The 22,994-nt window shown below is 64.4% G+C and carries 21 protein-coding genes; 14 read left to right on the top strand and 7 right to left on the bottom strand.

Annotation, left to right across the window (positions count from 1 at the left end):
* Positions 1–321: 321 nt before the first annotated feature.
* Complete coding sequence (serS, locus tag A9O65_RS08800; protein ID WP_064698594.1) at positions 322–1,602, top strand: serine--tRNA ligase; 1,281 nt, start codon at positions 322–324, stop codon at positions 1,600–1,602.
* A gap of 61 nt (positions 1,603–1,663) precedes the next feature.
* Here the strand turns inward: serS and queG are convergent, their stop codons facing one another.
* A complete protein-coding gene (queG, locus tag A9O65_RS08805) occupies positions 1,664–2,773 on the bottom strand; it encodes a tRNA epoxyqueuosine(34) reductase QueG (protein WP_064697886.1) in 1,110 nt (369 codons plus the stop codon).
* A gap of 105 nt (positions 2,774–2,878) precedes the next feature.
* Between queG and A9O65_RS08810 the strand changes: the two genes are divergently transcribed.
* The 12 genes from A9O65_RS08810 (at position 2,879) to A9O65_RS08860 (ending at position 16,084) form a co-directional block, all read left to right on the top strand.
* Positions 2,879–4,390: a bifunctional ADP-dependent NAD(P)H-hydrate dehydratase/NAD(P)H-hydrate epimerase gene (locus A9O65_RS08810; RefSeq protein WP_064701903.1), complete on the top strand. Its 1,512-nt coding sequence runs from the start codon at positions 2,879–2,881 to the stop codon at positions 4,388–4,390.
* A gap of 2 nt (positions 4,391–4,392) precedes the next feature.
* Positions 4,393–4,896 (top strand): tRNA (adenosine(37)-N6)-threonylcarbamoyltransferase complex ATPase subunit type 1 TsaE, encoded by a 504-nt coding sequence (gene tsaE / locus A9O65_RS08815; RefSeq protein ID WP_064702051.1) that lies wholly within the window; start codon positions 4,393–4,395, stop codon positions 4,894–4,896.
* Between the two features lie 23 nt (positions 4,897–4,919).
* Positions 4,920–6,344 (top strand): N-acetylmuramoyl-L-alanine amidase, encoded by a 1,425-nt coding sequence (locus A9O65_RS08820; protein ID WP_064701904.1) that lies wholly within the window; start codon positions 4,920–4,922, stop codon positions 6,342–6,344.
* A 94-nt stretch (positions 6,345–6,438) separates the two neighbouring features.
* Positions 6,439–8,424 (top strand): DNA mismatch repair endonuclease MutL, encoded by a 1,986-nt coding sequence (gene mutL, locus A9O65_RS08825; RefSeq protein WP_064701905.1) that lies wholly within the window; start codon positions 6,439–6,441, stop codon positions 8,422–8,424.
* A gap of 15 nt (positions 8,425–8,439) precedes the next feature.
* Entirely contained in the window at positions 8,440–9,378 is a 939-nt protein-coding gene (miaA, locus tag A9O65_RS08830) for a tRNA (adenosine(37)-N6)-dimethylallyltransferase MiaA (RefSeq protein WP_064701906.1), read from the top strand.
* A gap of 125 nt (positions 9,379–9,503) precedes the next feature.
* Positions 9,504–9,755 carry an RNA chaperone Hfq gene (gene hfq / locus A9O65_RS08835; RefSeq protein ID WP_064697891.1) on the top strand — a complete coding sequence of 84 codons (252 nt, stop codon included), beginning with the start codon at positions 9,504–9,506 and terminating at the stop codon, positions 9,753–9,755.
* An 8-nt stretch (positions 9,756–9,763) separates the two neighbouring features.
* A complete protein-coding gene (hflX, locus tag A9O65_RS08840; RefSeq protein ID WP_064697892.1) occupies positions 9,764–11,080 on the top strand; it encodes a ribosome rescue GTPase HflX in 1,317 nt (438 codons plus the stop codon).
* Positions 11,068–11,211, top strand: a complete 144-nt coding sequence (locus A9O65_RS17345; protein ID WP_175473451.1) for a hypothetical protein — start codon at positions 11,068–11,070, stop codon at positions 11,209–11,211. Before hflX ends, A9O65_RS17345 begins: the two co-directional genes overlap by 13 nt.
* A complete protein-coding gene (hflK, locus tag A9O65_RS08845; protein WP_064697893.1) occupies positions 11,198–12,415 on the top strand; it encodes an FtsH protease activity modulator HflK in 1,218 nt (405 codons plus the stop codon). Before A9O65_RS17345 ends, hflK begins: the two co-directional genes overlap by 14 nt.
* Before the next feature lies 1 nt (position 12,416).
* The gene (gene hflC, locus A9O65_RS08850; RefSeq protein WP_064697894.1) at positions 12,417–13,298 is read left to right on the top strand and encodes a protease modulator HflC; all 882 of its coding nucleotides are present in this window, start codon (positions 12,417–12,419) and stop codon (positions 13,296–13,298) included.
* A gap of 223 nt (positions 13,299–13,521) precedes the next feature.
* Positions 13,522–14,718: an ATP phosphoribosyltransferase regulatory subunit gene (locus A9O65_RS08855; protein WP_064701907.1), complete on the top strand. Its 1,197-nt coding sequence runs from the start codon at positions 13,522–13,524 to the stop codon at positions 14,716–14,718.
* A 70-nt stretch (positions 14,719–14,788) separates the two neighbouring features.
* On the top strand, positions 14,789–16,084 hold the full coding sequence (locus tag A9O65_RS08860) for an adenylosuccinate synthase (RefSeq protein WP_064697896.1): 1,296 nt from the start codon (positions 14,789–14,791) through the stop codon (positions 16,082–16,084).
* A gap of 148 nt (positions 16,085–16,232) precedes the next feature.
* On the opposite strand, the gene A9O65_RS08865 is transcribed toward A9O65_RS08860, so the two are convergent.
* The 6 genes from A9O65_RS08865 to A9O65_RS17195 all read right to left on the bottom strand — a co-directional run bounded on the left by A9O65_RS08865 (position 16,233) and on the right by A9O65_RS17195 (position 22,401).
* Positions 16,233–17,894 carry a BCCT family transporter gene (locus A9O65_RS08865; protein WP_064697897.1) on the bottom strand — a complete coding sequence of 554 codons (1,662 nt, stop codon included), beginning with the start codon at positions 17,892–17,894 and terminating at the stop codon, positions 16,233–16,235.
* A 45-nt stretch (positions 17,895–17,939) separates the two neighbouring features.
* Positions 17,940–18,113: a hypothetical protein gene (locus tag A9O65_RS17350; RefSeq protein ID WP_170825733.1), complete on the bottom strand. Its 174-nt coding sequence runs from the start codon at positions 18,111–18,113 to the stop codon at positions 17,940–17,942.
* Positions 18,114–18,569: 456 nt separating this feature from the next.
* Positions 18,570–19,442 carry a glycine betaine ABC transporter substrate-binding protein gene (locus A9O65_RS08870; protein ID WP_064701908.1) on the bottom strand — a complete coding sequence of 291 codons (873 nt, stop codon included), beginning with the start codon at positions 19,440–19,442 and terminating at the stop codon, positions 18,570–18,572.
* An 85-nt stretch (positions 19,443–19,527) separates the two neighbouring features.
* Positions 19,528–20,361 carry an ABC transporter permease gene (locus A9O65_RS08875; protein ID WP_064698596.1) on the bottom strand — a complete coding sequence of 278 codons (834 nt, stop codon included), beginning with the start codon at positions 20,359–20,361 and terminating at the stop codon, positions 19,528–19,530.
* 5 nt (positions 20,362–20,366) lie between these two features.
* Positions 20,367–21,569, bottom strand: coding sequence for a quaternary amine ABC transporter ATP-binding protein (locus A9O65_RS08880; protein WP_064697899.1), 1,203 nt, complete (start codon positions 21,567–21,569; stop codon positions 20,367–20,369).
* A 517-nt stretch (positions 21,570–22,086) separates the two neighbouring features.
* Positions 22,087–22,401, bottom strand: a complete 315-nt coding sequence (locus A9O65_RS17195) for a hypothetical protein (protein WP_139180651.1) — start codon at positions 22,399–22,401, stop codon at positions 22,087–22,089.
* 159 nt (positions 22,402–22,560) lie between these two features.
* Between A9O65_RS17195 and A9O65_RS08895 the strand changes: the two genes are divergently transcribed.
* Positions 22,561–22,941: a hypothetical protein gene (locus tag A9O65_RS08895; RefSeq protein WP_064701911.1), complete on the top strand. Its 381-nt coding sequence runs from the start codon at positions 22,561–22,563 to the stop codon at positions 22,939–22,941.
* Positions 22,942–22,994: the final 53 nt, after the last annotated feature.

A 22,994-nucleotide genomic window follows, 5' to 3' on the forward strand; every position in this document is an offset into this window, starting at 1 on the left:
GTGCGATTGGCGTAGTCCGGGGCGATCTCGCCGGCAAAGCCGGCCTCGCGCAGGGCCTCGAGGAAGGCCCGGTAGCGGGCGGCGGCCGGGCCGAGGGAAGCCTCACTGGTGTCCAGTCTTGCGATCATGATGTCGGTATCGGTATTGGCGCCGTCCTGCTGCGTCGGCTGGCTTGCCGGGCAGGACGAACGGGGAAGAGGTGGCGTCTACTGTACCGCGACAGGCCCATGAGGCGCATCCCGGGTCGTGGCGCGAGACGGGGCTTTTGCCTACAATGGGCGCCTTGCGTTTGCCGCTTTTTTCATCGACGGACAGGATTCCATGCTCGATCCCAAACTGCTGCGCAGCGACCTCGAGGGCGTCGCTCAACGCCTGGCCAAGCGAGGTTTCGCTCTCGATACCGAACGACTTGCCGCGCTGGAGTCCCGGCGCCGTGAACTGCAGGCCGAGACAGAGCGGTTGCAGAACGAGCGCAACACGCGCTCCAAGTCGATCGGCAAGGCCAAGGCCAATGGAGAGGACATCCAGCCGCTGCTCGCCGAGGTGAGTGACCTCGGCGATCGTCTCGATGCGGCCAAGTCCCGTCTCGCCGAGGTGCAGGCGGAGTGGGACGAGCAGGTCAGCGGCCTGCCCAACCTGCCTCACGAGAGCGTGCCGGAAGGGCAGAGCGAGGACGACAACGTCGAGCTGCATCGCTGGGGGACACCGCGTGCGCTCGATTTCACGGCCCGCGACCATGTCGATCTCGGTGCCCTCAAGGGGGAGCTGGATTTCGATCTGGCGGCCAAGCTCACCGGGGCGCGCTTCGCCGTGATGCGTGGCGCCATCGCACGCCTGCATCGGGCGCTGGTCCAGTTCATGCTGGACAAGCAGACCCTCGAGCACGGCTACGAGGAGTGCTATGTCCCCTACATGGTCAACCGCGACTCGCTCTATGGCACCGGGCAACTGCCCAAGTTCGGCGAGGACCTGTTCCGGCTGGAAGATGAGCGTGGCTACTACCTCATCCCTACGGCCGAGGTGCCGCTGACCAACTTCGCGCGTGACGAGATCATCGAGCACAAGTCGCTGCCGGTGCGCTTGACCGCCCATACGCCGTGCTTTCGCAGCGAGGCGGGCTCGCACGGCCGCGATACCCGCGGGATGATCCGCCAGCATCAGTTCGACAAGGTCGAGATGGTGCAACTGGTCGAGCCATCGACCAGCTATGACGCTCTCGAGGAGATGCGTGGCCACGCCGAGGCGATCCTCCAAGCCCTCGAGCTGCCCTACCGTGTCGTCACGCTCTGTACCGGCGACATGGGGGCCGGTGCCGCCAAGACCTACGACCTGGAAGTCTGGCTGCCGAGCCAGGAGACCTACCGGGAGATCTCCTCGGTGTCCAATTGCGAGGACTTTCAAGCTCGTCGCATGCAGGCGCGCTATCGCCACCCGGACGAGAAGAAGCCGCAGTTGCTGCACACCCTGAATGGCTCCGGACTGGCGGTGGGACGTTGCCTGATCGCAGTGATGGAAAACCACCAGAACGCCGATGGCTCGATCACCATCCCCGAGGCGCTGCGCGCCTACATGGGGGGAATGGAAACGATCAATGTGGCGTAACGCGTAAGAGGCGCCTATCCAGAGCGCCTCGGTCTTGGACGAGGGCTGGGGAAGGGCTTTCTCAGGCCTCGACGGCGATCATGTCCGTGCGCTTTGCCCGCTGGCGTGCCAGGGCCCAGCGGACGTGCTCGCGGACCAGGTCGGACGGGTAGGGCAGGCGAGCTCGCAAAGCGGACTCGACGCTCTCGCTCCAGGGCGCGTTGCCCAGCCCCACGGCCAGGTTGCGTAGCCAGCGTTCGTAGCCGATGCGTCGAATGGGGCTGCCCGCGGTCTTGTCGAGAAACTCTTCCTCGCTCCAGGCGAAAAGGCTGACCAGGTCGGCACGGTCAAGATCGTGGCGAGGGGCGAAGTCGCGCTCGCGGCTGGCTCGGGTGAAACGCGTGAAAGGGCAGACCAGCTGGCAGTCGTCGCAACCAAAGACGCGGTTGCCCATGGCGGCGCGGAATTCTTCGGGAATCGCCCCGTGCAGCTCGATGGTGAGATAGGAGATGCAGCGGCGCGAGTCGACGACGCGATCCTCGACGATGGCATCGGTGGGGCAGCCCGTGCGACAGGCGCTGCAGCTGCCGCAATGGGCACCTTCATAGGGCGGGTCCACCGGCAGGGGCAGGTCGGTGTAGAGTTCGCCGAGAAAGAACAGCGAGCCCGCCTTGGGATTGAGGATCATGGCGTTCTTGCCGACCCAGCCAAGGCCCGCCTTGCGGGCCAGGGCACGTTCCATCACCGGCGCCGAGTCGACGAAGGCGCGATAGCCGAACGGGCCGATCTCGTCCTGGATCTGCTTGGCCAGCGTGGCCAGGCGCTTGCGCATCAGCTTGTGGTAGTCGCGGCCTACGGCGTAGCGCGAGACGTAGGCTTTCTCCGGACGGGCCAGCATCCGGGTCGTCTCGACCTCGGGCGGCAGGTAGTCGAGCCGCACGCTGATCACGCGCACCGTGCCGGGCACCAGCTCCTCGGGGCGGGTACGCTTCGTGCCGTGCTTGGCCATGAAGTGCATCTCGCCATGGTGGCCCAGGTCCAGCCAGCGCTGCAGTCGGGCCTCGTCCTCGGCCAGGTCGACATCGGTGATCCCGACTTGCTGGAAACCGAGTTCACGACCCCAGGTCTTGATCGAGTCGGCCAGGGCCTGGAGATCGGGGGATGCGTCGCCTTGAGCAGACGGCTGGGACATGATCGAGCAAACACCACGCAGAATGGCGCCACGACGCTTGGCGTCTGGCGGGGGAAAACGACACACTTCTACATGGTAAAGCATCGTGTGCTGGGGGAATAGCGAATGACACAGGCGCCACCGGAGGATCACAAGGGCCGAGCGCTGTATCGTGCCGAGCAGGTGCGCGAGCTGGACCGGCGCGTCATCGCTTCCGGCGTGGCGGGGTTTGCGCTGATGCAGCGTGCCGCGGCATCGGCCTGGCGATACCTGCGTGAGACCTGGCCAGAGGTGCGCCACCTGAGCGTGCTGTGCGGTGGCGGCAACAACGGGGGCGATGGCCATGTGCTGGCCGCTCTGGCAGCGGCTGAGGGGCTTTCGGTTCAGCGTATCCTCCTCAAGCCCGTGGAGGCGCTCGAGGGGGATGCGCGCCGAGCCGCCGAGATGGCCGATGCCGCCGGCGTCGGTCGTCAGCCATGGCAGGAAGGCATGGTGTTGACCGGCGAGCTGGTGGTGGATGCCGTGCTCGGCACGGGGCTTTCCGGCGAGGTGTGGGGGGCGTCTCGGTCGGCCATTGCGGCCATCAATGCCTGCGGCAAGCCGGTGCTGGCCATCGACATTCCCTCCGGGCTGCATGCCGATACCGGCGCCGAGCTGGGCGAGGCGGTGCACGCCTCCCGGACCGTCACGTTCATCGGCGACAAGCTGGGATTGCACACCGGGCGGGGACCGGCGCGGACCGGCGGTGTGGCCGTTTTTGACCTGGCCGCGCCCCGGGCAGCTTTCGATGGCATGACGCCGGCCGCATGGCGGCTCGATCGGTCGTTGATCGCGTCGCGACTGCTGCCCCGTGAGCGCGATGCCCATAAAGGCGCGGCGGGGCATGCGCTGATCCTGGGGGGCGCACCGGGCATGGGAGGTGCCGGCCTGCTGGCCGCCGAAGCGTGCGCGCGGCTCGGTGCCGGCAAGGTGAGCCTGGCCACCGACCCTGAGCATGTGGTCGCCAGCCTGATACGCCGGCCCGAGGTGATGGCACATGGCGTGCGCGGTCTCGCCGATCTCGGCGAGCTGCCTGGGGCGGCGGATGTTCTGGTCGTCGGGCCGGGACTCGGAAAAGGCAGTTGGGGGCAGGCCATGCTGCAGGGCGCCCTGGCCGCCGGAAAGCCCTTGGTGGTGGACGCCGATGGCCTCAACCTGCTCGCCGAGCGTTTCGCGGAGCAGCGGCGCGATGACTGGATCCTCACCCCGCATCCCGGTGAGGCGGCGCGCCTGCTGGGCATTGCGACCGCCGAGGTGGAGGCGGACCGCCCGGCGGCGGTGCTGGCCTTGCAGCAGCGTCTCGGCGGCGTGGTGGTGCTCAAGGGCGCCGGCAGTCTGGTGGCTGGTCCGGGCGGACTGGCCGTATGCCCCTACGGCAACCCGGGCATGGCGAGCGGCGGTATGGGAGACGCGCTTTCCGGCATGCTGGGAGCCTTGGTGGCCCAAGGGCTCCCGCTGGAGACGGCCGCGCGTCTCGGTGTGCTGGTGCATGCCCTGGCCGCCGACATGGCGGCTCGGCAGGGTGGTGAGCGTGGCTTGCTGGCCAGCGATCTGGCATCCTGTGCGCGAATTCTGGTCAATCCAACGATGGACGAATGACGATGCGGTTGCGACTTGCTGACGAAGACCGACAGGTCGCGCTGGGCGAATGTCTCGGTCGGGCGCTGGCCGGCCAGGGGCGGGTTTATCTGGAAGGGGAGCTCGGTGCCGGCAAGACGACGCTGACCCGGGGCATCCTGCGCGCCTATGGCTACCAGGGAGCGGTCAAGAGCCCGACGTATACGCTGGTGGAACCCTACGAACTGGCGCAGGCACGTGTGCATCATTTCGATCTCTATCGCCTGGGTGACCCGGAAGAGCTGGAATTCATCGGTGGGCGCGACCTGCTCGGCGAAGAGGCGCTTTGCGTGATCGAATGGCCCGCTCGGGGCGAGGGCTGGCTACCCAGGCCCGACCTATGGGTGCGCTTGAGCCTTCAGCCGCCGGGGCGCCAGGCCTTGCTGTCGGCCGAGACGGCACGAGGCCGCGAGGTTCTCGAACGGTTGGCCGCGGATGTGGCCCGGCCTGACGGCTGTCTCGCCGGTACGGACGAAGACGTTTCATGAGGAAAAGGATATTGCGTCGTAACATGGCTCGCTGGCTATTGCCGCTGGCGTTGTTGGTGCCGTTGTGTGCCGAGGCCGCCAGTGTCGATAACCTACGCCTCTGGGCAGCACCCGACCATTCGCGTCTGGTCTTCGACCTGTCGTCGCCGGTTACGGCGGAGGTCTTCACGCTGGAGGATCCGCGCCGGCTGGTGATCGATCTGCAGGACAGCGAATTCAATGCCGATGCCGATCGGCTGGACCTGTCCGGCAGCGCCATCCGCGAGGTGCGCACCGGCGTGCGCAATGGCGACGACCTGCGGGTGGTGCTGGAACTGTCGCGGGCGGTCGAGCCGCGCCATTTCACCCTGGAGCCCAACGAACAATATGGCCACCGCCTGGTGGTGGATCTGGAGTATCCCGGCGAGAGTGCCGTGGAGGACCCCATCGATCCCATCGAAGCCAAGATTCGCGAACAGGAGATTGCCGCCGAGCGGGCCCAGGCCGAGGCGGTGGCCGAAGGGCGCGATCCCGACACCGTGACGCCAGCGGCCAAGCAGGCCCAGCCACATCCCAAGCGCGACATCATCATTGCCGTGGATGCCGGCCACGGCGGTGAGGACCCCGGCGCCACCGGTCCTGCCGGTACACGCGAGAAGGATGTCGTGCTGGAAATGGCCAAGCGCCTGTCGCGGCTGATCAATGCCACCGAAGGCTTCAAGGCGGTGATGATCCGTGATGGTGACTATTATGTCGGGCTGCGTCAGCGCACGCGCATCGCCAGGGAGCAGAAGGCCGACTTCTTCGTCTCGCTCCACGCCGATGCCTTCAACAGCCCCCGGCCACATGGCAGCTCGGTGTTCGCCCTTTCACAGAGCGGGGCGACCTCGGAGACCGCCAAATGGCTGGCGGCGTCGGAGAATCGTTCGGACCTGATCGGGGGCGTGGACGGCAACCTGTCACTGGACGACAAGGACGAGGTCCTGCGCGGCGTGCTGCTCGACCTGACCATGACCGCGACCCTCAACGATTCCCTGACCATCGGCGGGCGCGTGCTGGATCGCATGGGACGTGTCAACGATCTCCACAAGTCGCAAGTGGAGCAGGCGGGCTTCGTGGTGCTCAAGTCACCCGACATTCCTTCACTGCTGGTGGAGACCGGGTTCATCTCCAATCCCCAGGAGGAACGGCGGCTTCGCGATGGCAGCTACCAGCAGCGGATGATGCAGGCCGTCTTTGGCGGTATTCGCGCCCACTTCGAACGCAACCCGCCACCGGCCAGCCTGCTGGCCTGGCAGCGCGATCAGGGGCGCGGCGGTGCCGGTGACGAGTATCGGATCCAGCCGGGTGATACCCTGTCGGAGATCGCGGCTCGTCACAATGTGCCGGTCGGCCAGCTTCGGCAGGCCAATGAGCTCAACGGTGATGTCATCCGGGTCGGGCAAGTGCTGAGGATACCGAGTTCTTAAGCTGGAAGTTTAACGAGCGGCGCTTTGCGCCTGGAAGCGCTTCATCGCGATTGACGGGACGTCAAGCGTTCGACTTCCAGCGTCAGGGGGGGTTATGACAGACAGGCAGCATATCCGGGTTCTCGATCCGCGACTGGCCAACCAGATCGCCGCAGGTGAAGTGGTCGAGCGACCCTCCTCGGTGGTCAAGGAGCTGGTCGAGAATGCCATCGATGCCGGTAGCCGGCGCATCGAGGTGGAGCTGGAGTCTGGTGGGGCACGCCTGATCCGGGTGCGTGATGATGGCGTCGGCATCGACGAGGAAGATCTGCCGTTGGCCCTGTCGCGTCATGCCACCAGCAAGATTGCGTCGCTGGACGACCTCGAGGGTGTGGCGAGCCTGGGCTTCCGTGGCGAGGCGCTGGCCTCGATCAGTTCGGTGTCGCGCCTGGAGTTGATGTCCAACGTCGAGGACGACCCGACCAGCGGCTGGCGTGTGGTGGTGGAAGGGCGCCGCATGGAGCCTCGGGTCACGCCCTCGCCGCACCCGCGCGGTACCACGGTGACGGTGCGCGACCTGTTCTTCAATACGCCGGCGCGCCGCAAGTTCCTGCGTACCGAGAAGACCGAGTTCGGCCACGTGGAAGAGGCCTTCCGCCGCCAGGCCCTGTCGCGGCTGGATCTCGGCTGGGTGCTGCGACACAACCAGAAGACCATCCACCAGTTGAGTCCTGGCGGTGATCTGGTCGGCCACGAGCGTCGTCTGCAGGCCCTGCTCGGCAAGGCCTTCCTGGAAAACGCCCTGCACCTGGACATCGAAACCGGTGGCTTGCGCCTGTGGGGCTGGGTCGGCCTGCCGACCCATTCCCGGGCCCAGGCCGACCAGCAGTACTTCTTCGTCAATGGCCGGGTGGTCCGCGACCGGCTGGTGGCCCATGCCATTCGGCAGGCATATCGTGACGTCCTCTTCCACGGTCGCCATCCCGTGTTCGTGCTGTACCTGGAGGTCGACCCGGCGGTGGTGGATGTCAACGTGCATCCGACCAAGCATGAAGTGCGGTTCCGTGATGGCCGCATGGTGCACGACTTCCTGTTTTCCAGTCTGCACCGGGCGCTCGGCGAGGCGCGCGCCGGCCAACCGGGCGACGGGTCGGTTGCGAAAGAGTCCCCGGCCGGGGAAGGCGCGTCAGACGCGGTGGCGCCATCGTCCAATGAAGTGGCCGAGCCTGCGGGGCGCTGGCAGCAGCAGCCCATGGCGCTGCATGGCCGCGACGAGGGAGGCGAACAGAAGGTGACTCCGGACCGGGTGCGCGCCTTCATGGAAGGCTATCGTGCCCTGCATCCGGAACACGAGGAAAGCCTGCTGACCCCTCAGGCATCCGCGCCGGGAGCAGGCGGCAATGCCGCCGAGGTGGCCCTGGCCGAACGCGAGGCATCGCCCGCGGCGGCGACATCCAGCCCGGCTCCCGCCCCGGCGATGCCGGAGGACGATGCCACCCGAGCGCCGCCCCTGGGCTATGCCGTGGCCCAGTTGCACGGCATCTACATTCTTTCTCAGACCGAGCGTGGCCTGGTGGTGGTGGACATGCATGCCGCCCATGAGCGTATCGTCTACGAGCGCATGAAGGCGCAGGTGCATGGAGACACCGGTGACGGGGGAGGCCTGCAGGCCCAACCGTTGCTGGTGCCGGTGTCCCTGGCGGCCAGTGCCGCCGAGGTGGCCACCGCCGAGGCCGAACGCGACGCCTTCTCGCGACTGGGCGTGGAACTCGACGTGGCCGGTCCGGAAACGTTGCTGGTACGTCAGGTGCCGGCCCTGCTGGTGGACGCCGATGTCGAGTTGCTGGTGCGCGACATGCTCGGCGACCTCGAGCGTTACGGACGTTCCGACCGGCTCGAGGCCCATATCAATGAATTGCTGTCGACCATGGCCTGCCACGGTAGCGTGCGGGCCAACCGCCAATTGACGACGGCGGAAATGAACGCGCTGCTGCGTGACATGGAACGTACCGAGCGCAGCGGCCAGTGCAACCATGGTCGTCCCACCTGGACCGAGATGAGCCTCAAGGAATTGGACCGCCTTTTCCTGCGAGGGCAGTGATCCGACGGAGTTTTCATGAGTGACACCCGCCCGCCGGCCATCTTCCTGATGGGGCCGACTGCCGTGGGCAAGACCGACATGGCCATCGCCCTGCATGAACGCTTGGGATGCGAGCTGATCAGCGTCGACTCGGCGATGGTCTATCGCGGCATGGACATCGGCAGTGCCAAACCGTCAGCCAGCGAACTGGCGCGGGCCCCGCACCGCCTGATCGATATCCGCGATCCCGCCGACCCCTATTCGGCGGCGGCGTTTCGCGAGGATGCGCGCCGCGAGATGCGTCGTATCACCGATGCCGGTCGCGTTCCCTTGCTGGTCGGTGGGACCATGATGTACTACCAGCGTCTCTGGGTCGGCGAGCCCAATCTGCCCTCCGGCGATCCGACGATTCGCGCTGAACTGGATCGGGAAGTCGAGCAGCGCGGGCTGGCCGAGCTGCATGAGGAGTTGGCGCGCATCGATCCGCGCGCGGCCCGGCGCATTCATCCCAACGACCCCCAGCGCCTGACCCGGGCACTTGAGGTCTATCGAATCAGTGGACGTTCGCTCACCGAGCACTGGGATGAGCAGCAACCGGAAACCTTCCCTTGGCGTGTGCTGTCGATAGGACTCGCTCCGGCCGATCGGAGTGTGCTGCACTCACGGATAGCGGCACGTTTCGATGCCATGCTCGAGGCAGGTTTTCTCGATGAGGTGACTGGCCTGATGGCACGAGACGACCTGCATGCGAGACTACCCGCGATGAAGAGCGTGGGGTATCGTCAGGCTTGGGAGTACCTGCAAGGACAGGGCGACCGAGAGACGTTGCGACGCCGGGGCATTGTCGCCACGCGGCAGCTGGCCAAGCGCCAGTTGACCTGGATGCGTGGTTGGCCTGACCTGCATTGGGTTGACATTCTGGCCGGCGAGCCACTCGATCATGTCTTGAAATTGGTGCGCGAATTCAGCAGTTAGCGTAAGATGAGCGTTCCATGAGACCGGTTGATCGGGCTCCACCGGGCAAGAGTGCCACCTCGGGAAAAGAGGTGGGCACCCAATAGCACTATCAATCCCATAAGAGACAATTTAGGGAGAGCAACATGTCCAAAGGACAGTCCCTTCAAGATCCATACCTGAACGTACTGCGCAAGGAGCGCATTCCGGTGTCGATCTTCCTGGTCAACGGCATCAAGCTGCAAGGCCAGATCGAGTCCTTCGACCAATTCGTCATCCTGCTGCGAAACACGGTCAGCCAGATGGTCTACAAGCATGCCATCTCCACGGTGGTGCCGTCGCGCAATGTGCGTCTGCCGGCGACTGACGTGCCCGCGCAGCCGGAAAGCAACGCGTGAGGTATTGATTGTTTTTCGAACGTCCCGACGCCGGTGAGACGGCGGTACTCGTCCATGTGGACTTCCAGGACGAAAGCGAGCGTGAGGATTCCGGAGAATTTCTCGAGCTCGTGCGCTCGGCCGGCGCGGAGCCGGCCACGCTGCTGACCGGCAGTCGAGGCCGGCCCGATCCGCGTTTCTTCATCGGTTCGGGCAAGGTGGAAGAAGTCCGCGAAGCGCTGGCTGTCCACAAGGCCGAGCTGGTGATCTTCAATCATGCTCTCAGTCCTTCCCAGGAGCGTAATGTCGAGCAGGCGCTCAAGTGTCGTGTGCTCGATCGCACGGGACTTATTCTCGACATCTTCGCTCAGCGGGCACGGACCCACGAGGGCAAGTTGCAGGTGGAACTGGCCCAGCTGGAGTACATGTCGACCCGGCTGGTACGCGGCTGGACCCACCTGGAACGACAGAAGGGTGGCATCGGCCTGCGCGGTCCGGGCGAAACCCAGCTCGAGACCGACCGTCGCCTGTTGCGTGGCCGCATCAAGGCGATTCACAAGCGCCTGGACAAGGTGCGTAGCCAGCGTGGCCAGAACCGCCGTGCCCGCTCGCGAGCCGAGATCCCCAGCGTGTCGCTGGTCGGCTATACCAATGCCGGCAAGTCGACGCTGTTCAATGCTCTGACCGAGTCGCGGGTCTATGCGGCGGACCAGCTGTTCGCTACCCTCGATCCTACCTTGAGACGTCTCGAGGTCGAGGATGTGGGGCCGGTCGTGCTGGCCGACACCGTGGGCTTTATCCGGCACCTGCCGCACAAGCTGGTGGAAGCCTTCCAGGCGACGCTCCAGGAAGCCGCCGAGGCGAGCCTGCTGGTTCATGTGATCGACGCCGCGGACCCGGACCGCGACCTGAACGTGAATCAGGTCAACGAGGTGCTGGATGAGATCGGCGCGCTGGACGTGCCGACGCTCAAGGTGATGAACAAGGTCGACCTGTTTGACAGTGCGCCGCGTATCGAGCGCAATGCCGATGGGCGGCCCGAGTCGGTGTGGTTGTCGGCCCGGGATGGCCGAGGCCTGGAGTTGTTCGAGCAGGCCCTCTCGGAGTGTCTGGCCGACGATATCATCGACTTCGACATCACCCTGACGCCTGTCCAGGGCAAGCTGCGGGCCGGCCTGCACGAACTGGGTGCGGTACGCGAGGAGCGCTTCGACGAGCAGGGACGTACCCTGCTCGAGATACGGCTGCCGCGACGTGATTTCCTGCAATTGATGGCACGTCTCGGCGAGAGCGCCAACGATTACCTGCCGGAGGAATTGCAGGAAGGTCCCGTATGGGAGCAATGAGTCGCCTTCGGGCGTCGGCCGGCGTTGCCAACGCCGGTCGGCGCTACAAGGATCGCAACGATGCCCGTCGCGACGCTCCGGTGCGCGACGGTATGCAACGCAGAGTGGAGACGACGTATGGCCTGGAATGAGCCCGGTGGCGGCAACCAGCATGACCCCTGGAGTGGTGGGGGCCGCCGTGGTGGCAACGGCGGTGGCGGCAAGGGGGGCGGCAACCAGGGCCCCCCGGACCTCGATGAGGCCCTGAAGAAATTTCAGAACAAGCTCAACAGCATGTTGGGCGGTCGTGGCAAGCGCGGCGGCAATGGTGGAGGCTCGGGCGGTGGCAAGCCTCGCAACACCTTTGCGTTGCCGGGCCTGCTGCTGATCGTGGCACTGGCTATCTGGGCGGCTTCGGGCTTCTATCTGGTCGATCAGTCGGAGCGCGGGGTCGTGCTGCGTTTCGGCAAGTACCAGGAAACCGTGACACCGGGCTTGCAGTGGAATCCGCCGCTGATCGATGACGTCCACATGGTCAATGTGACGCGGGTACGCTCGATCACCCAGACGCAGTCGATGCTGACCCAGGACGAGAACATCGTTTCCGTCGAGATATCGGCCCAGTACCAGGTTGCCGATCCTCGCGGCTATGTGCTCAACGTGCGCGATCCCGAGCTCAGCCTGGAGAACGCGCTGGACTCCGCCCTTCGCCACGTGGTGGGGGGAACCGACATGATCGATATCCTGACGTCGGGACGCGAGATCCTCGGCAGCTCGGTCAACAGTCGTCTGCAGTCCTACCTGGACAGCTATGGCACCGGCATCATGCTGCAGACATTGAACGTCGAGTCCACCTCGCCGCCCGATGCCGTGCAGGATGCCTTCGATGATGTCATCCGCGCCCGCGAGGATCGCCAGCGCACCATCAACCAGGCCATGGCCTATGCCAATGCCGTGATTCCCGCGGCCCAGGGCCAGGCTCAGCGTATCGTCGAGCAGGGGCAGGGGTATCGCGAATCGGTGGTGGCCGAGGCGCGAGGCCAGGCCAACCGCTTCAACGCTCTCTTGACCCAGTATCAGGATGCCCCGGCGATCATGCGTGAGCGCCTCTACCTGGATACCCTCTCCGAGGTCTACAGTGGCACGCCGAAGGTGATGGTCGACGTCACCGAGCAGAGCCCGCTGATGGTCCTGCCGATGGATCGCCTCAAGCGCAGTGACAGCGGCAGCAAGTCGAGCGATGGCGAGACGCAGCTGGATCCGCAGTTGCTCGAACGCCTGCAAAGCATCCAGTCATCGTCCAGCCCGAGCAGCAGCAACAGCAGCAGCAACGGAATTCGCAGGGAGGGTCGCTGAAATGATCAATAATCGTTCCCTGCTCATCGTCGGCGGCCTGGCCGCGGTCGCCTGGCTGGCCAGCAGCAGCCTGTATGTGGTCGACGAAACCGAGCGTGCGGTGAAGCTGCGTTTCGGCGAGATCATCGAGGAGAACATCCAGCCGGGACTGCACTTCAAGATCCCGATCACCCAGACGATCCGCAAGTTCGATACCCGGGTGCTGACGCTGGATACCGATGCCAGCCGCTATCTGACGCTGGAGCAGAAGGCGGTGATCGTCGATTCCTACGTCAAGTGGCAGGTGGTCAATCCGACCCGCTACTACGAGGCGACCGCCGGCGACGAGATGCAGGCCGTGCGCCTGATCCAGCCCCGGGTCGACGAGAGCCTGCGTAACGAGTTCGGTCGCCTGAACCTGCAGCAGATCATCTCCGAGAAACGCGATGAGTTGATGACCGGGCCTACCCAGGAGCTCGACGAGCTGATGCGCGAGGAGCTCGGGGTGGCCATCCTCGACATTCGCGTCAAGCGCATCGACCTGCCCGAGGATGTTTCCTCGGCGGTATATGATCGCATGCGCTCGGAGCGTGAGCGTGAGGCGCGAGAATGGCGTGCACAGGGCCAGGAAGAAGCCGAACGCATTCGTGCCAACGCCGACCGGCGCCGCCAGGTGCTGCTGGCCCAGGCCCAGGAGCGTTCCGAAACCCTGCGCGGCGAGGGGGATGCCGAAGCGGCAGCGATCTTCTCGCAGGCCTATGGCAAGGACGAGGAGTTCTTCTCCTTCTGGCGCAGTCTCGATGCCTATCGCGATAGCTTCCAGGGTGACGGCGACATGCTGGTGCTGGATCCCTCCAGCGACTTCTTCCAGTATCTCAAGAGCCCGACGCCGACCGACGACTGAGTTGGCCGGCCGGGGAGAGCCCAGGAGGGCGCCGGTGCCGTCGGGCATCGGCGCCAGGGTTCATCCCGACGCCAAACGTGATAGAATCGGTAAACCGGGCGTGGCCCGGTTTTTTTGTGGCCTCTCCACTCCCGGCGAGCTTTCTCCGGCATCCCGCCATGCTTAGTTCCGCCATGCCGTGAGGCTTGCCACAGGCCAACCACTGTCTTGCAGGAAGAACGACATGACCATTGCTGACCGCTGGCTCTTGCCCGACGGCATGGACGAAGTGCTGCCGCCTCAGGCCAGCCGCATGGAGGAATTGCGCCGGGCGCTGCTCGACCTCTATCACTGCTGGGGGTACGACCAGGTGATGCCGCCCCCTGTGGAATTCCTCGACTCCCTGCTGACCGGAACCGGCACCGAGCTGGATCTGCAGACTTTCAAGCTCACCGATCAGATGACGGGGCGCATGATGGGAGCCAGCGCCGATGTGACTCCCCAGGTGGCGCGCATGGACGCCCATTCCCTCAAGCGGCAGGGACCCGTGCGGCTGTGTTATTGCACTAATGTGTTGCGCGCCAAGGCCGACCAGTATCAGGGCGGACGCAGCCCTGTTCAGGTGGGGTTGGAGCTCTTCGGCCATGCCGGGCTGGAGGCCGATCTCGAGATCCTGCGTCTGGCGTTGACCAGCCTGTCCGTTGCCGGTGCCGGCGAGGTTCACCTGGCGCTGGGGCATATCGGCATCTATCGTAGCCTGGTGGAGGCGGCGGAGCTGTCACCGGAGCAGGAACGCCTGGTGTTCGAGGCGCTCGAGCTGAAGTCGCCGGGCGAACTGGCGACTCGGGTCGAAGCCTGTGTCGACGATCCGGCACTGGCAGAGATGTTCCGTGACCTGGTGACCTTGCACGGTGGCCCCGAGGTACTCGACGAAGCCCGGGAAGCGTTTGCCGAAGCGCCCCAGGCGGTAGGAGCAGCCCTCGATCAGCTACGGGCGCTGTATCGTGGCGTGGTCGCCGAACACCCTGAGGTCGAACTCTATTTCGATCTGGCCGAGTTGCGGGGATACCAATATCACACCGGCATGATGTTCTCCGCCTATGTGCCGGGTTACGGCCAGGCCCTGGCCAAGGGCGGACGTTATGACGACACCGGACGTGCCTTCGGGCGTGCCCGACCGGCCACCGGCTTTTCCCTGGAGCTCAAGCTGCTGGCTACCCTGACGCCGAAGGAGCCCCGTGATGGCGGTATCTGGGCGCCAAGCGAAGGCGATGGGCTGAGCGAGGTCGTGAGGGACCTGCGCCAGCAGGGAGAGCGGGTTGTCCAGGCGCTGCCGGGGCAGCGGACCGGCCCCGAACAACATCACTGTCAGCGACATCTGGTGCCGGCCGATGGCGGCTGGCGGGTGGAGGCGCTGCCAGCCTCCGATGACTCGGCCTGATGAGGCCTGGTGAGCCGTTTTATTCGACTCCGGCCGACCGCCGGCGCGCAGCAACGAGAGACGAGACACTATGGGCAAGAACGTAGTCGTACTGGGGACCCAGTGGGGTGACGAGGGCAAGGGCAAGGTGGTCGACCTGCTGACCGAATCTGCCAATGCCGTGGTACGTTTCCAGGGGGGGCACAATGCGGGCCATACCCTGGTCATCGATGGCGAGAAGACGGTCCTGCACCTGATTCCCTCCGGCATCCTGCGAGACGACAAGACCTGTGTGATCGGCAATGGCGTGGTGCTGTCACCGGAAGCGCTGATCGAGGAAATCCGCGAGCTGGAGGCCAAGGGCGTGCCGGTGCGCGAGCGGTTGCGCCTGTCGCCGGCCTGTCCCTTGATCCTGCCGTATCATGTGCGGCTCGATCAGGCGCGGGAGAAGGCCCGTGGCGTGGCCAAGATCGGCACCACCGGCCGGGGGATCGGCCCAGCCTACGAGGACAAGGTGGCGCGTCGAGGGCTGCGTCTCGGCGACATGCTGCACCGTGAGCGTTTCGCCTCCAAGCTCGGCGAGGTGCTGGACTACCACAATTTCGTGCTGACCAAGTACCATGGCGAGCCGGCGGTGGATTTCCAGCAGGTCCTCGACGATGCCATGCGCATGGCCGACGATCTGCGCGACATGGTCTGTGACACCGTCAGCTTGGTCCACGATATGCGCAAGGCCGATGAGAACATCCTCTTCGAAGGGGCCCAGGGCTCGTTGCTGGATATCGACCACGGCACCTATCCCTTCGTGACCAGCTCCAACACCACGGCGGGCGGCACCGCGACCGGTTCCGGCGTGGGGCCGCTGTATCTCGACTATGTGCTGGGCATCACCAAGGCTTACACCACGCGGGTCGGTTCCGGTCCTTTCCCGACCGAGCTGTTCGACGAGCATGGGCGTCATCTGGCCGAGAAGGGGCACGAGTTCGGGGCCACCACCGGTCGCGCTCGCCGTTGCGGCTGGTTCGATGCCGTGGCGCTGCGCCATGCCGTGCAGATCAACTCGGTGTCGGGGCTCTGCCTCACCAAGCTGGACGTGCTCGACGGCCTGGAAAACATCCGCGTCTGTGTCGGCTACCGTAGCAAGGACGGCGATGTTCTCGATGCGCCGGTGGATTCCGAGGGCTATGAAGCCATCGAGCCGGTCTACGAGGACCTGCCGGGCTGGAACGAATCGACGATCGGCGTGAAGAGCGTCGAGGGGCTGCCCGCCAATGCTCGCGCCTACATCCGTTTCCTCGAGGAACAGGTGGGCACGCCCATCGACATCATCTCGACCGGGCCGGATCGCAACGAGACCATCGTGCTGCGTAACCCCTTCGCCGAGTAAGCCAGCCGTCCTTTCGGACGCATCTCGTAGAACCTGAACGCCGCCCATCGGAGCTTCCGGTGGGCGGCGTTGTCGTTCCAGGGCCGGAAACGCGATCGCCCCGCGGGAAGCGGGGCGATCCGGCGTAGAGGGCCTTGTTACGGGCCGATCAGACGCTCTTGGGCTCGCTCATCAGCCCCTTGACGATGGCGTAGCAGGCCACCAGGAGCACGATGGTGAAGGGCAGGCCGGTGGTGATCACCGCGGTCTGCAGGGCCGTCAGGCCGCCACCCAGCAGCAGGGCGATGGCGATGGCCCCCTCGATGAGGCACCAGAACACGCGCTGGGAACGGGGCGCGTCGACCTTGCCGCCGGCGGTGATGGAGTCGATCACCAGCGAACCGGAGTCCGAGGAGGTGATGAAGAACACCATCACCAGCACGATGCCGACGAAGGAGGTGATACTGGTCAGCGGAAGCTGGCCGAGCATCTCGAACAGTTGCAGTTCCAGCGCCGCGTTCTTCACGCCTTCGAAGCCGTCGGTGACGTACTGATCGATGGCGGTGCCACCGAAGGCGGTCATCCACAGTACCGAGACCACGGAGGGCACCAGCAGCACGGCGATCAGGAACTCACGGACGGTGCGGCCACGGCTGACCCGCGCGATGAACATGCCGACGAAGGGCGACCAGGAAATCCACCAGGCCCAGTAGAAGGCCGTCCAGCCTTGGCTGAAGTTGGCATCCTCGCGGCCGAAGGGCATGGACAGGGCCGGCAGGTTGACGATGTAGGCCACCAGGTTCTCGAAGAAGCCCGTGGCGATCATCAGGGTCGGCCCGACGACGATCACGAACATCAGCAGCAGGAAGGCCAGTGCCATGTTGATCTGCGACAGCCGCTGCACGCCCTTGTCGACCCCCAGCATCACGGACCCCAGGGCCACGACCGTGATGCCCATGATCAGCAGCACCATGGTGGCATTGGTGTCGGGGATGCCGAACAGGTAGCCAAGCCCCGCCGAGGCTTGGGAAGCACCGAGACCCAGCGAAGTGGCCAGCCCGAAGAGGGTGGCGAATACCGCCAGGATGTCGATGACATGGCCCGGCCAGCCCCAGACGCGCTCACCCAGAACCGGGTAGAAGATCGAGCGCATGGTCAGCGGCAGACCCTTGTTGAAGGAGAACAGGGCCAGGGCCAGGGCAACCACGGCGTAGATCCCCCAGGGGTGCAGGCCCCAGTGGAAGATGGTCGCGGCCATGCCCAGCGAGATGGCGCCTTGCTGGTCGCCGGCGGCAGCACCCAAGGGGGCCCAGTCGGTTCGCACGCCGTTCTCCACCGTGGTGCCGCCCATGGCGGTACCGAAGTGGGTGATCGGCTCGGAGACGCCGTAGAACATCAGGCCGATGCCCATCCCGGCGGCGAACAGCATGGCGAACCAGCCCGCGTAGCTGAAGTCCGGCGTGGCATGGGCGCCACCGATCCGTACCTTGCCCATGGGGGTGAAGATCAGAACGATGGCGAGGATCACGAAGATATTGGCGGCCAGCAGGAAGAACCAGGACAGGTTGCCGGTCAGCACATCGAAGATGGCGTTGAAGAGCGGCTCGACCTCGTTCTGCATGGCCAGGGTGATGATCACGAAGAACAGGATCACCAGCGAGGAGATGGTGAAGACCTTGCCATGAAGGTCCATGTCCACCCCGAACTTGGTCGCGGTGATGTTGTCCTGCCCGATCACGTAATCGGTATCGATGAGGTTGGCGGGTCCGTCCGGGGCGGGAATGCCCTCGGATCCCGCGTTGGCCTCGTGGGCTTTATCGTCGTTCGTCACGGGACTTCTCCTTGTTGGCGTCGATGAACGGTGGGAAGCAAGGTGTCAGGCGTGCGAATGGAGCATGCCTGACACCTCGACAAGCGTGGCGATACGGTCGTCAAGCGAGAGGCCGGTTCGGCGGCGGGAACCGGAGAGATGCGTCACCCGGTCGGTGCCGATCTCGTCGGTGCGTTCCCCCAGTGCCAGATCCCTGGGCACCATGATCCGCTTGAACATGCTGGGTACTCCTCCCTGATGTTTCGCTCGTTGATGACACGACAAGTGTGGCCGTTTGAAGATGATTGCGTAGGGCATCACTTTCAACGGACTGTTTCGCCACGAATCGTTGCATACCGTACATCATCTCACGCGAATCGTCTGCGCTTGGCGACACATCCGGGCGGGGATGGCTATGTCATGTCGCAATCATCGCTGCCTGAGCGATCAATCGATGAGTGATCCTGCTTCCAGGCTTCAATTTATTGCGTTTCTTCATCGCTGTCACTGCCATGGCGCGATATTCGAGCAGGGTGGCCGCCGGGATGACTCTGGTCCCGTGCGTGCTCTGTTGTTGCCCCGGTAAGCGTCATGAAAGTAAACGTCATGAAAAAAGGAGGCACCGACAGGTGCCTCCCTTCCACGATGGCGACCGCATGTGGGATCGCTCGCCGGGAGCCCGCGAGGGACTCGAGCTCAGGACTCGGGCAGCCACTCCTGCACGACGTCCTGATTCTCCTCGACCCACTGCTTGGCGTTCTCGTACGGGTCGGAGCCTTCTTCCTGGTTCATCAGCATGACTTCGCCCATCTGCTCGGGCGTCCACTCGAAGGCATCGAGGATGGCGTAGGCCTCGGGCATGTCCTCCTTCAGCCCCTGACGCACGATGGTGTTGATGTGCTCGGCACCGCCATAGACGTTCTTGGGATCATCCAGATACTTGAGATCCCAGCGGGCGAACATCCAGTGTGGCGTCCAGCCGGTCACCACGATGTCCTCTTCGTTCTGGATGGCCGACTGAAGGGCGGCGGTCATGGTGGCGCCGCTGCCGCTACGCAGGGTGAGGTCCAGGCCGTACTCGTCGACGACGTCCTCGCTCAGGCTCATCAGGCCGGCGCCCGGGTCGATGCCGATGATCTCGCCATCGAAAGTGTCGGCATTGGCGTTGAGCTCATCGATGGAATCGACGTCGGTATATTCGGGCACGACGAGACCGAGCTTGGTGCCTTCCAGGTTCGGGCCGAGATTTTCGACCTTGTCGCCCACACGCTCCAGATAATCGGCGTGAGTCGTGGGCAGCCAGGCGGCAACGATGGCGTCCGAATCGCCAGTGGAGACGGCCTGCCACATGGCGGCGGCGGACAGCGACGTCATCTCGACGTCGTAACCGGCCTGCTCCAGGACGGCACGAATCACGTTGGTGGAGGCGACTTCCGAGGACCATTCGACATATCCAAGCTCTACCGTCCCCTTTTCCTGAGCCTGGACGCTACCTGCAGCGAGAGCAGTACCGGCAGCCAGCGCGAGGCCAGCGATTCTGAGGCTGTGACGCATAGGTTGCTTGGTCATCTGAATTGCCTTTGTTGGAGATGTTCTTAGAGCATGCAGACCCGGGCGCCGGTATGCAACCGTGCGCCCGGGACATTGTGTGGCCTCAGGATTTGCGTTGCTTGCGCAACGACTGGGTGACGCGATCGAGGATCATGGCCAGGATGACCACCGCGATGCCGGCCTCGAAGCCATCGCCGGGCCGCAGGCGCTGGATGGCGCGCCAGACTTCGCTGCCCAGGCCATCGGCGCCGATCATGGCCGCGATCACCACCATGGAGAGCGCCAGCATGATCGTCTGGTTGATGCCGGCCATGATCGTGGGCAACGACATCGGCAGCTGGACCTTGATCAGCTTCTGGCTGCGGGTAGCGCCATAGGCGTCGGCCGCCTCGACCAGTTCCACCGGCACCTGGCGGATACCCAGGGTGGTGAAGCGGATGGCCGGGGGCATGGAAAAGATGACGGTGGCGAAGATCGCCGACACCGAGCCGATGCCGAAGAACGGGATGGCCGGGATCAGATAGACGAAGGCCGGCATGGTCTGCATGAAGTCCAGTACCGGCATGATGGTGCGATAGAGGCGCTCGGAGAGGGCGGCGGCGATGCCGACCGGCAAGGCGATGACGACGGCCACCAGGGTGGCGATCACCACCAGGGTCAAGGTCTCGATCATCGGATCCCATAGCCCCAGGTTCCAGATCAGTGCCAGGCCGATGGCGGCACCGATGGCCAGACGAGAATTGGCCAGCCACCAGCAAAGCGCGACGATGATCGCCAGCAGGGACCAGTCGGGCAACCACATCAGGGCATCGTTGAGGCCATCGATACCGGTCTGCGTGACTCGGGAGATGCCGCGGGTCACGATGGAATATTCACTGGTCAGCCAGTTCAGGCCACCTTCGATCCAGTCGCCCAGCGGAATGCGCGGAATGTCGATAGCCATCAATCTTCTCCTGCCTGTGCGAGTTCATCCAGGACGGCGCCCTTGACCACCACACCCTGGAGCACCTTGTCATCGTCCACCACGGCGATGGGGAAGCGATTCTCGCTGAACATGGCGAACAGGTTGTGCAGTGGCTCTTCCCGCGTCACGCTGCGGAAGTCCTGGGTCATGGCGTCGGTGACCCTGGCCTTGCCCTGTTCCAGCGCTTCGCTTGCGGCATCGGCGTCGATCAGGCCGATCAGGCGGCGTTCGCGGTCGAGGATGTAGATGGAGTCGAGGCTGTGCTCGCGCATCTTGCGCAGCGCGGTACGTGGCCCATCACTGTCACGCACCGTGGAACGAACCTTGCGCATGGCACTTTCGGCGGTGAGGATGCGCGACTTGTCGACCCCCTCGATGAAGCGACGCACATAGTCGTCCGCCGGCTTGGTGAGAATTTCCTCGGGCGTGCCGATCTGCACCACTTCACCGTCCTTGAGCAGCACGATGCGATCGCCGATGGTCAGCGCCTCGTCGAGATCGTGGGTGATGAAGACCGTGGTCTTCTGCATGCGGTGCTGCAGGGCCAGCAGTTCCTGCTGCATGTCGCCGCGGATCAGCGGGTCCAGCGCCGAGAAGGCCTCGTCCATCAACAGTACGGTGGCGTCGTTGGCCAGGGCGCGCGCCAGGCCGACACGCTGCTGCATGCCGCCGGAGAGCTGATTGGGATAGGCATCCTCCCAGCCGTCCAGGCCGACCTGCTTGAGGGAATTGTCGGCCGCTTCCCGGCGCTTGGCCGGGTCGACGCCTCGCACCTCGAGGCCGAACTCGGCGTTCTGGCGCACGGTACGATTGGGGAAGAGGGCGAAGTTCTGGAACACCATGGAGAAGTGGCGACGGCGGCATTCCAGCAGTTCCTTCTCCTTGAGGTCGGGAATGTTCTCGCCGTCGATGACGATCTCGCCCTCGGTGGGCTCGATCAGTCGGTTGAGGCAGCGAATCAGGGTCGACTTGCCCGATCCGGAAAGCCCCATGATCACCAGAAGTTCACCCTCATGGACATCGAAATCGATATTGGAGAGGCCCAGGGTCTGGCCGGTCTTGTCGAGGATCTCGGGCCGCTTCAGGCCCTGGTCGCGCAATTCGAGCGCCTTCTTCGGCTGGCTGCCGAAGACCTTGCTGAGGTTGCGGACCCGAATCTTGACGTTTCGGTTGTCACTCATTGCTGTGCCTTAGTGGTTCCTGGCCGTGGGCGCGGATGCCATGGCCGGTGCCAGGTTGGGATAAGGGGTCGCATCAGGATGCCAACGGCGTTTGTTGGCGCGCACGAGGCGGCACACCCTAGCGTCGCTTGAATGATGATTCAAATTCGCAGGGCGGCCACGAACGCTCAGGAAGCGCAGGATGCGGGGCTTCCCGTTGCCGGTGTCATCGGTAACAGCCGAAAGAGGCTACCGTCGGAAGCATCATTGAGCAAGTACAGGGCGCCCTCGGTCGTCCCGGGTGATTTCGACCCTGACGGGAAATCACTAGTCGGGCTGGCGGTTGGCGAACACGTCGTGCGGTAGATTCGATTCTCGCTCATTGGCATGGCCATGATCAGCTATTGATAAGGTATGGATGAGGTGTCGGGAGTCAATGGTGTCGCAGGGGAGATCGTGGCTCGCGCTGGCTGTTGATGTGAAACCGGCGACCCGAAAAAGGATAGTCGAAGACGGGGCGAGTCGGGTTCATGTTGTCTCATGTGTCGAAATTAACCATCCCCGAGGCTGGTTTAGCGATAGCGTTCATGATTTCTTGTTCTGGATATCTATTTGTTATTAATGATTTTTTATATTTTTGTGTCGGATTGGCACGAGCTTCGCTTGAGTCTAGGTGCACATCCATCAACGAGGAGCCACACCGAATGACATTCCACTTCCCCGAACAGCGAAGTGCCAGGCGGTCACATCGCTTGACAGCATTGCTCGCCTTGGTGGCATTGAGTCTTGGCACCTTGACGATGGCCGGGTGCAGCGATGGTGGGACGGCGCCAGCAGAAGAGTCGTCATCCATGGAACAGCAGTCCGGTTCCACCGGTAACCAGGATCAGATGAACGGAGATCAGGAACAGAGCGGTTTCTGACATGCCACTCTCCTATTCGCGGTCGCGAAGAAAGAGACGATGTGGCAAGACGTCAAACCCATGGTTTGGCTTTATTGAGGAGACATCAAATGTTGAACCAGGATCTTATCAAGAAGCTCGGTATTCTCGGCATCTCATTCGGCTTGGTGGCCAGTCCGTTGGTGATTGCCGACCCGGCTGATCCGGCGACCGAGAGGAGCGCTCCGGCAGAGGCGGGTAGCGCAACGACGCCGAGCAGCGGCTCGGCAACAACTGCCGGGGAGCCGGCAACATCCGGCACTGCTCAGCAAGGGGCCGCCCAGCAGGAGGATCCCTATGCCACAGGCAATGGCACGACGGGCACTGGCAGTGATGGCAATGTCGGTGGTGAACCTGCATCCGGTGAGCAATACGAACAGAGCGGAGGACAGGGTAGCACCGGAACCATGAGCGGAGACGGCCAGGGTGAGACAGAAGAGAGTGGCTGGTAAGTCCAGCGGGGGCTCCGGCATCGCCCGGTGCGGGTTGGCCCCCTTGGCCTCGC

The sequence above is a fragment of the Halomonas caseinilytica genome, assembly GCF_001662305.1.
GTDB lineage: Bacteria > Pseudomonadota > Gammaproteobacteria > Pseudomonadales > Halomonadaceae > Halomonas > Halomonas caseinilytica.

Coding starts and splice junctions, on each gene's coding strand:
- A9O65_RS08860 (WP_064697896.1), top strand. CDS start 14,789: ATGGGCAAGAACGTAGTCGTACTGGGGACCCAGTGGGGTGACGAGGGC.
- A9O65_RS17345 (WP_175473451.1), top strand. CDS start 11,068: ATGGGAGCAATGAGTCGCCTTCGGGCGTCGGCCGGCGTTGCCAACGCC.
- A9O65_RS08855 (WP_064701907.1), top strand. CDS start 13,522: ATGACCATTGCTGACCGCTGGCTCTTGCCCGACGGCATGGACGAAGTG.
- A9O65_RS08895 (WP_064701911.1), top strand. CDS start 22,561: ATGTTGAACCAGGATCTTATCAAGAAGCTCGGTATTCTCGGCATCTCA.
- serS (WP_064698594.1), top strand. CDS start 322: ATGCTCGATCCCAAACTGCTGCGCAGCGACCTCGAGGGCGTCGCTCAA.
- queG (WP_064697886.1), bottom strand. CDS start 2,773: ATGTCCCAGCCGTCTGCTCAAGGCGACGCATCCCCCGATCTCCAGGCC.
- A9O65_RS17195 (WP_139180651.1), bottom strand. CDS start 22,401: ATGGATGACGACTCTTCTGCTGGCGCCGTCCCACCATCGCTGCACCCG.
- A9O65_RS08870 (WP_064701908.1), bottom strand. CDS start 19,442: ATGACCAAGCAACCTATGCGTCACAGCCTCAGAATCGCTGGCCTCGCG.
- A9O65_RS08810 (WP_064701903.1), top strand. CDS start 2,879: ATGACACAGGCGCCACCGGAGGATCACAAGGGCCGAGCGCTGTATCGT.
- A9O65_RS17350 (WP_170825733.1), bottom strand. CDS start 18,113: ATGTTCAAGCGGATCATGGTGCCCAGGGATCTGGCACTGGGGGAACGC.
- hfq (WP_064697891.1), top strand. CDS start 9,504: ATGTCCAAAGGACAGTCCCTTCAAGATCCATACCTGAACGTACTGCGC.
- miaA (WP_064701906.1), top strand. CDS start 8,440: ATGAGTGACACCCGCCCGCCGGCCATCTTCCTGATGGGGCCGACTGCC.
- tsaE (WP_064702051.1), top strand. CDS start 4,393: ATGCGGTTGCGACTTGCTGACGAAGACCGACAGGTCGCGCTGGGCGAA.
- A9O65_RS08820 (WP_064701904.1), top strand. CDS start 4,920: ATGGCTCGCTGGCTATTGCCGCTGGCGTTGTTGGTGCCGTTGTGTGCC.
- hflK (WP_064697893.1), top strand. CDS start 11,198: ATGGCCTGGAATGAGCCCGGTGGCGGCAACCAGCATGACCCCTGGAGT.
- hflC (WP_064697894.1), top strand. CDS start 12,417: ATGATCAATAATCGTTCCCTGCTCATCGTCGGCGGCCTGGCCGCGGTC.
- mutL (WP_064701905.1), top strand. CDS start 6,439: ATGACAGACAGGCAGCATATCCGGGTTCTCGATCCGCGACTGGCCAAC.
- A9O65_RS08880 (WP_064697899.1), bottom strand. CDS start 21,569: ATGAGTGACAACCGAAACGTCAAGATTCGGGTCCGCAACCTCAGCAAG.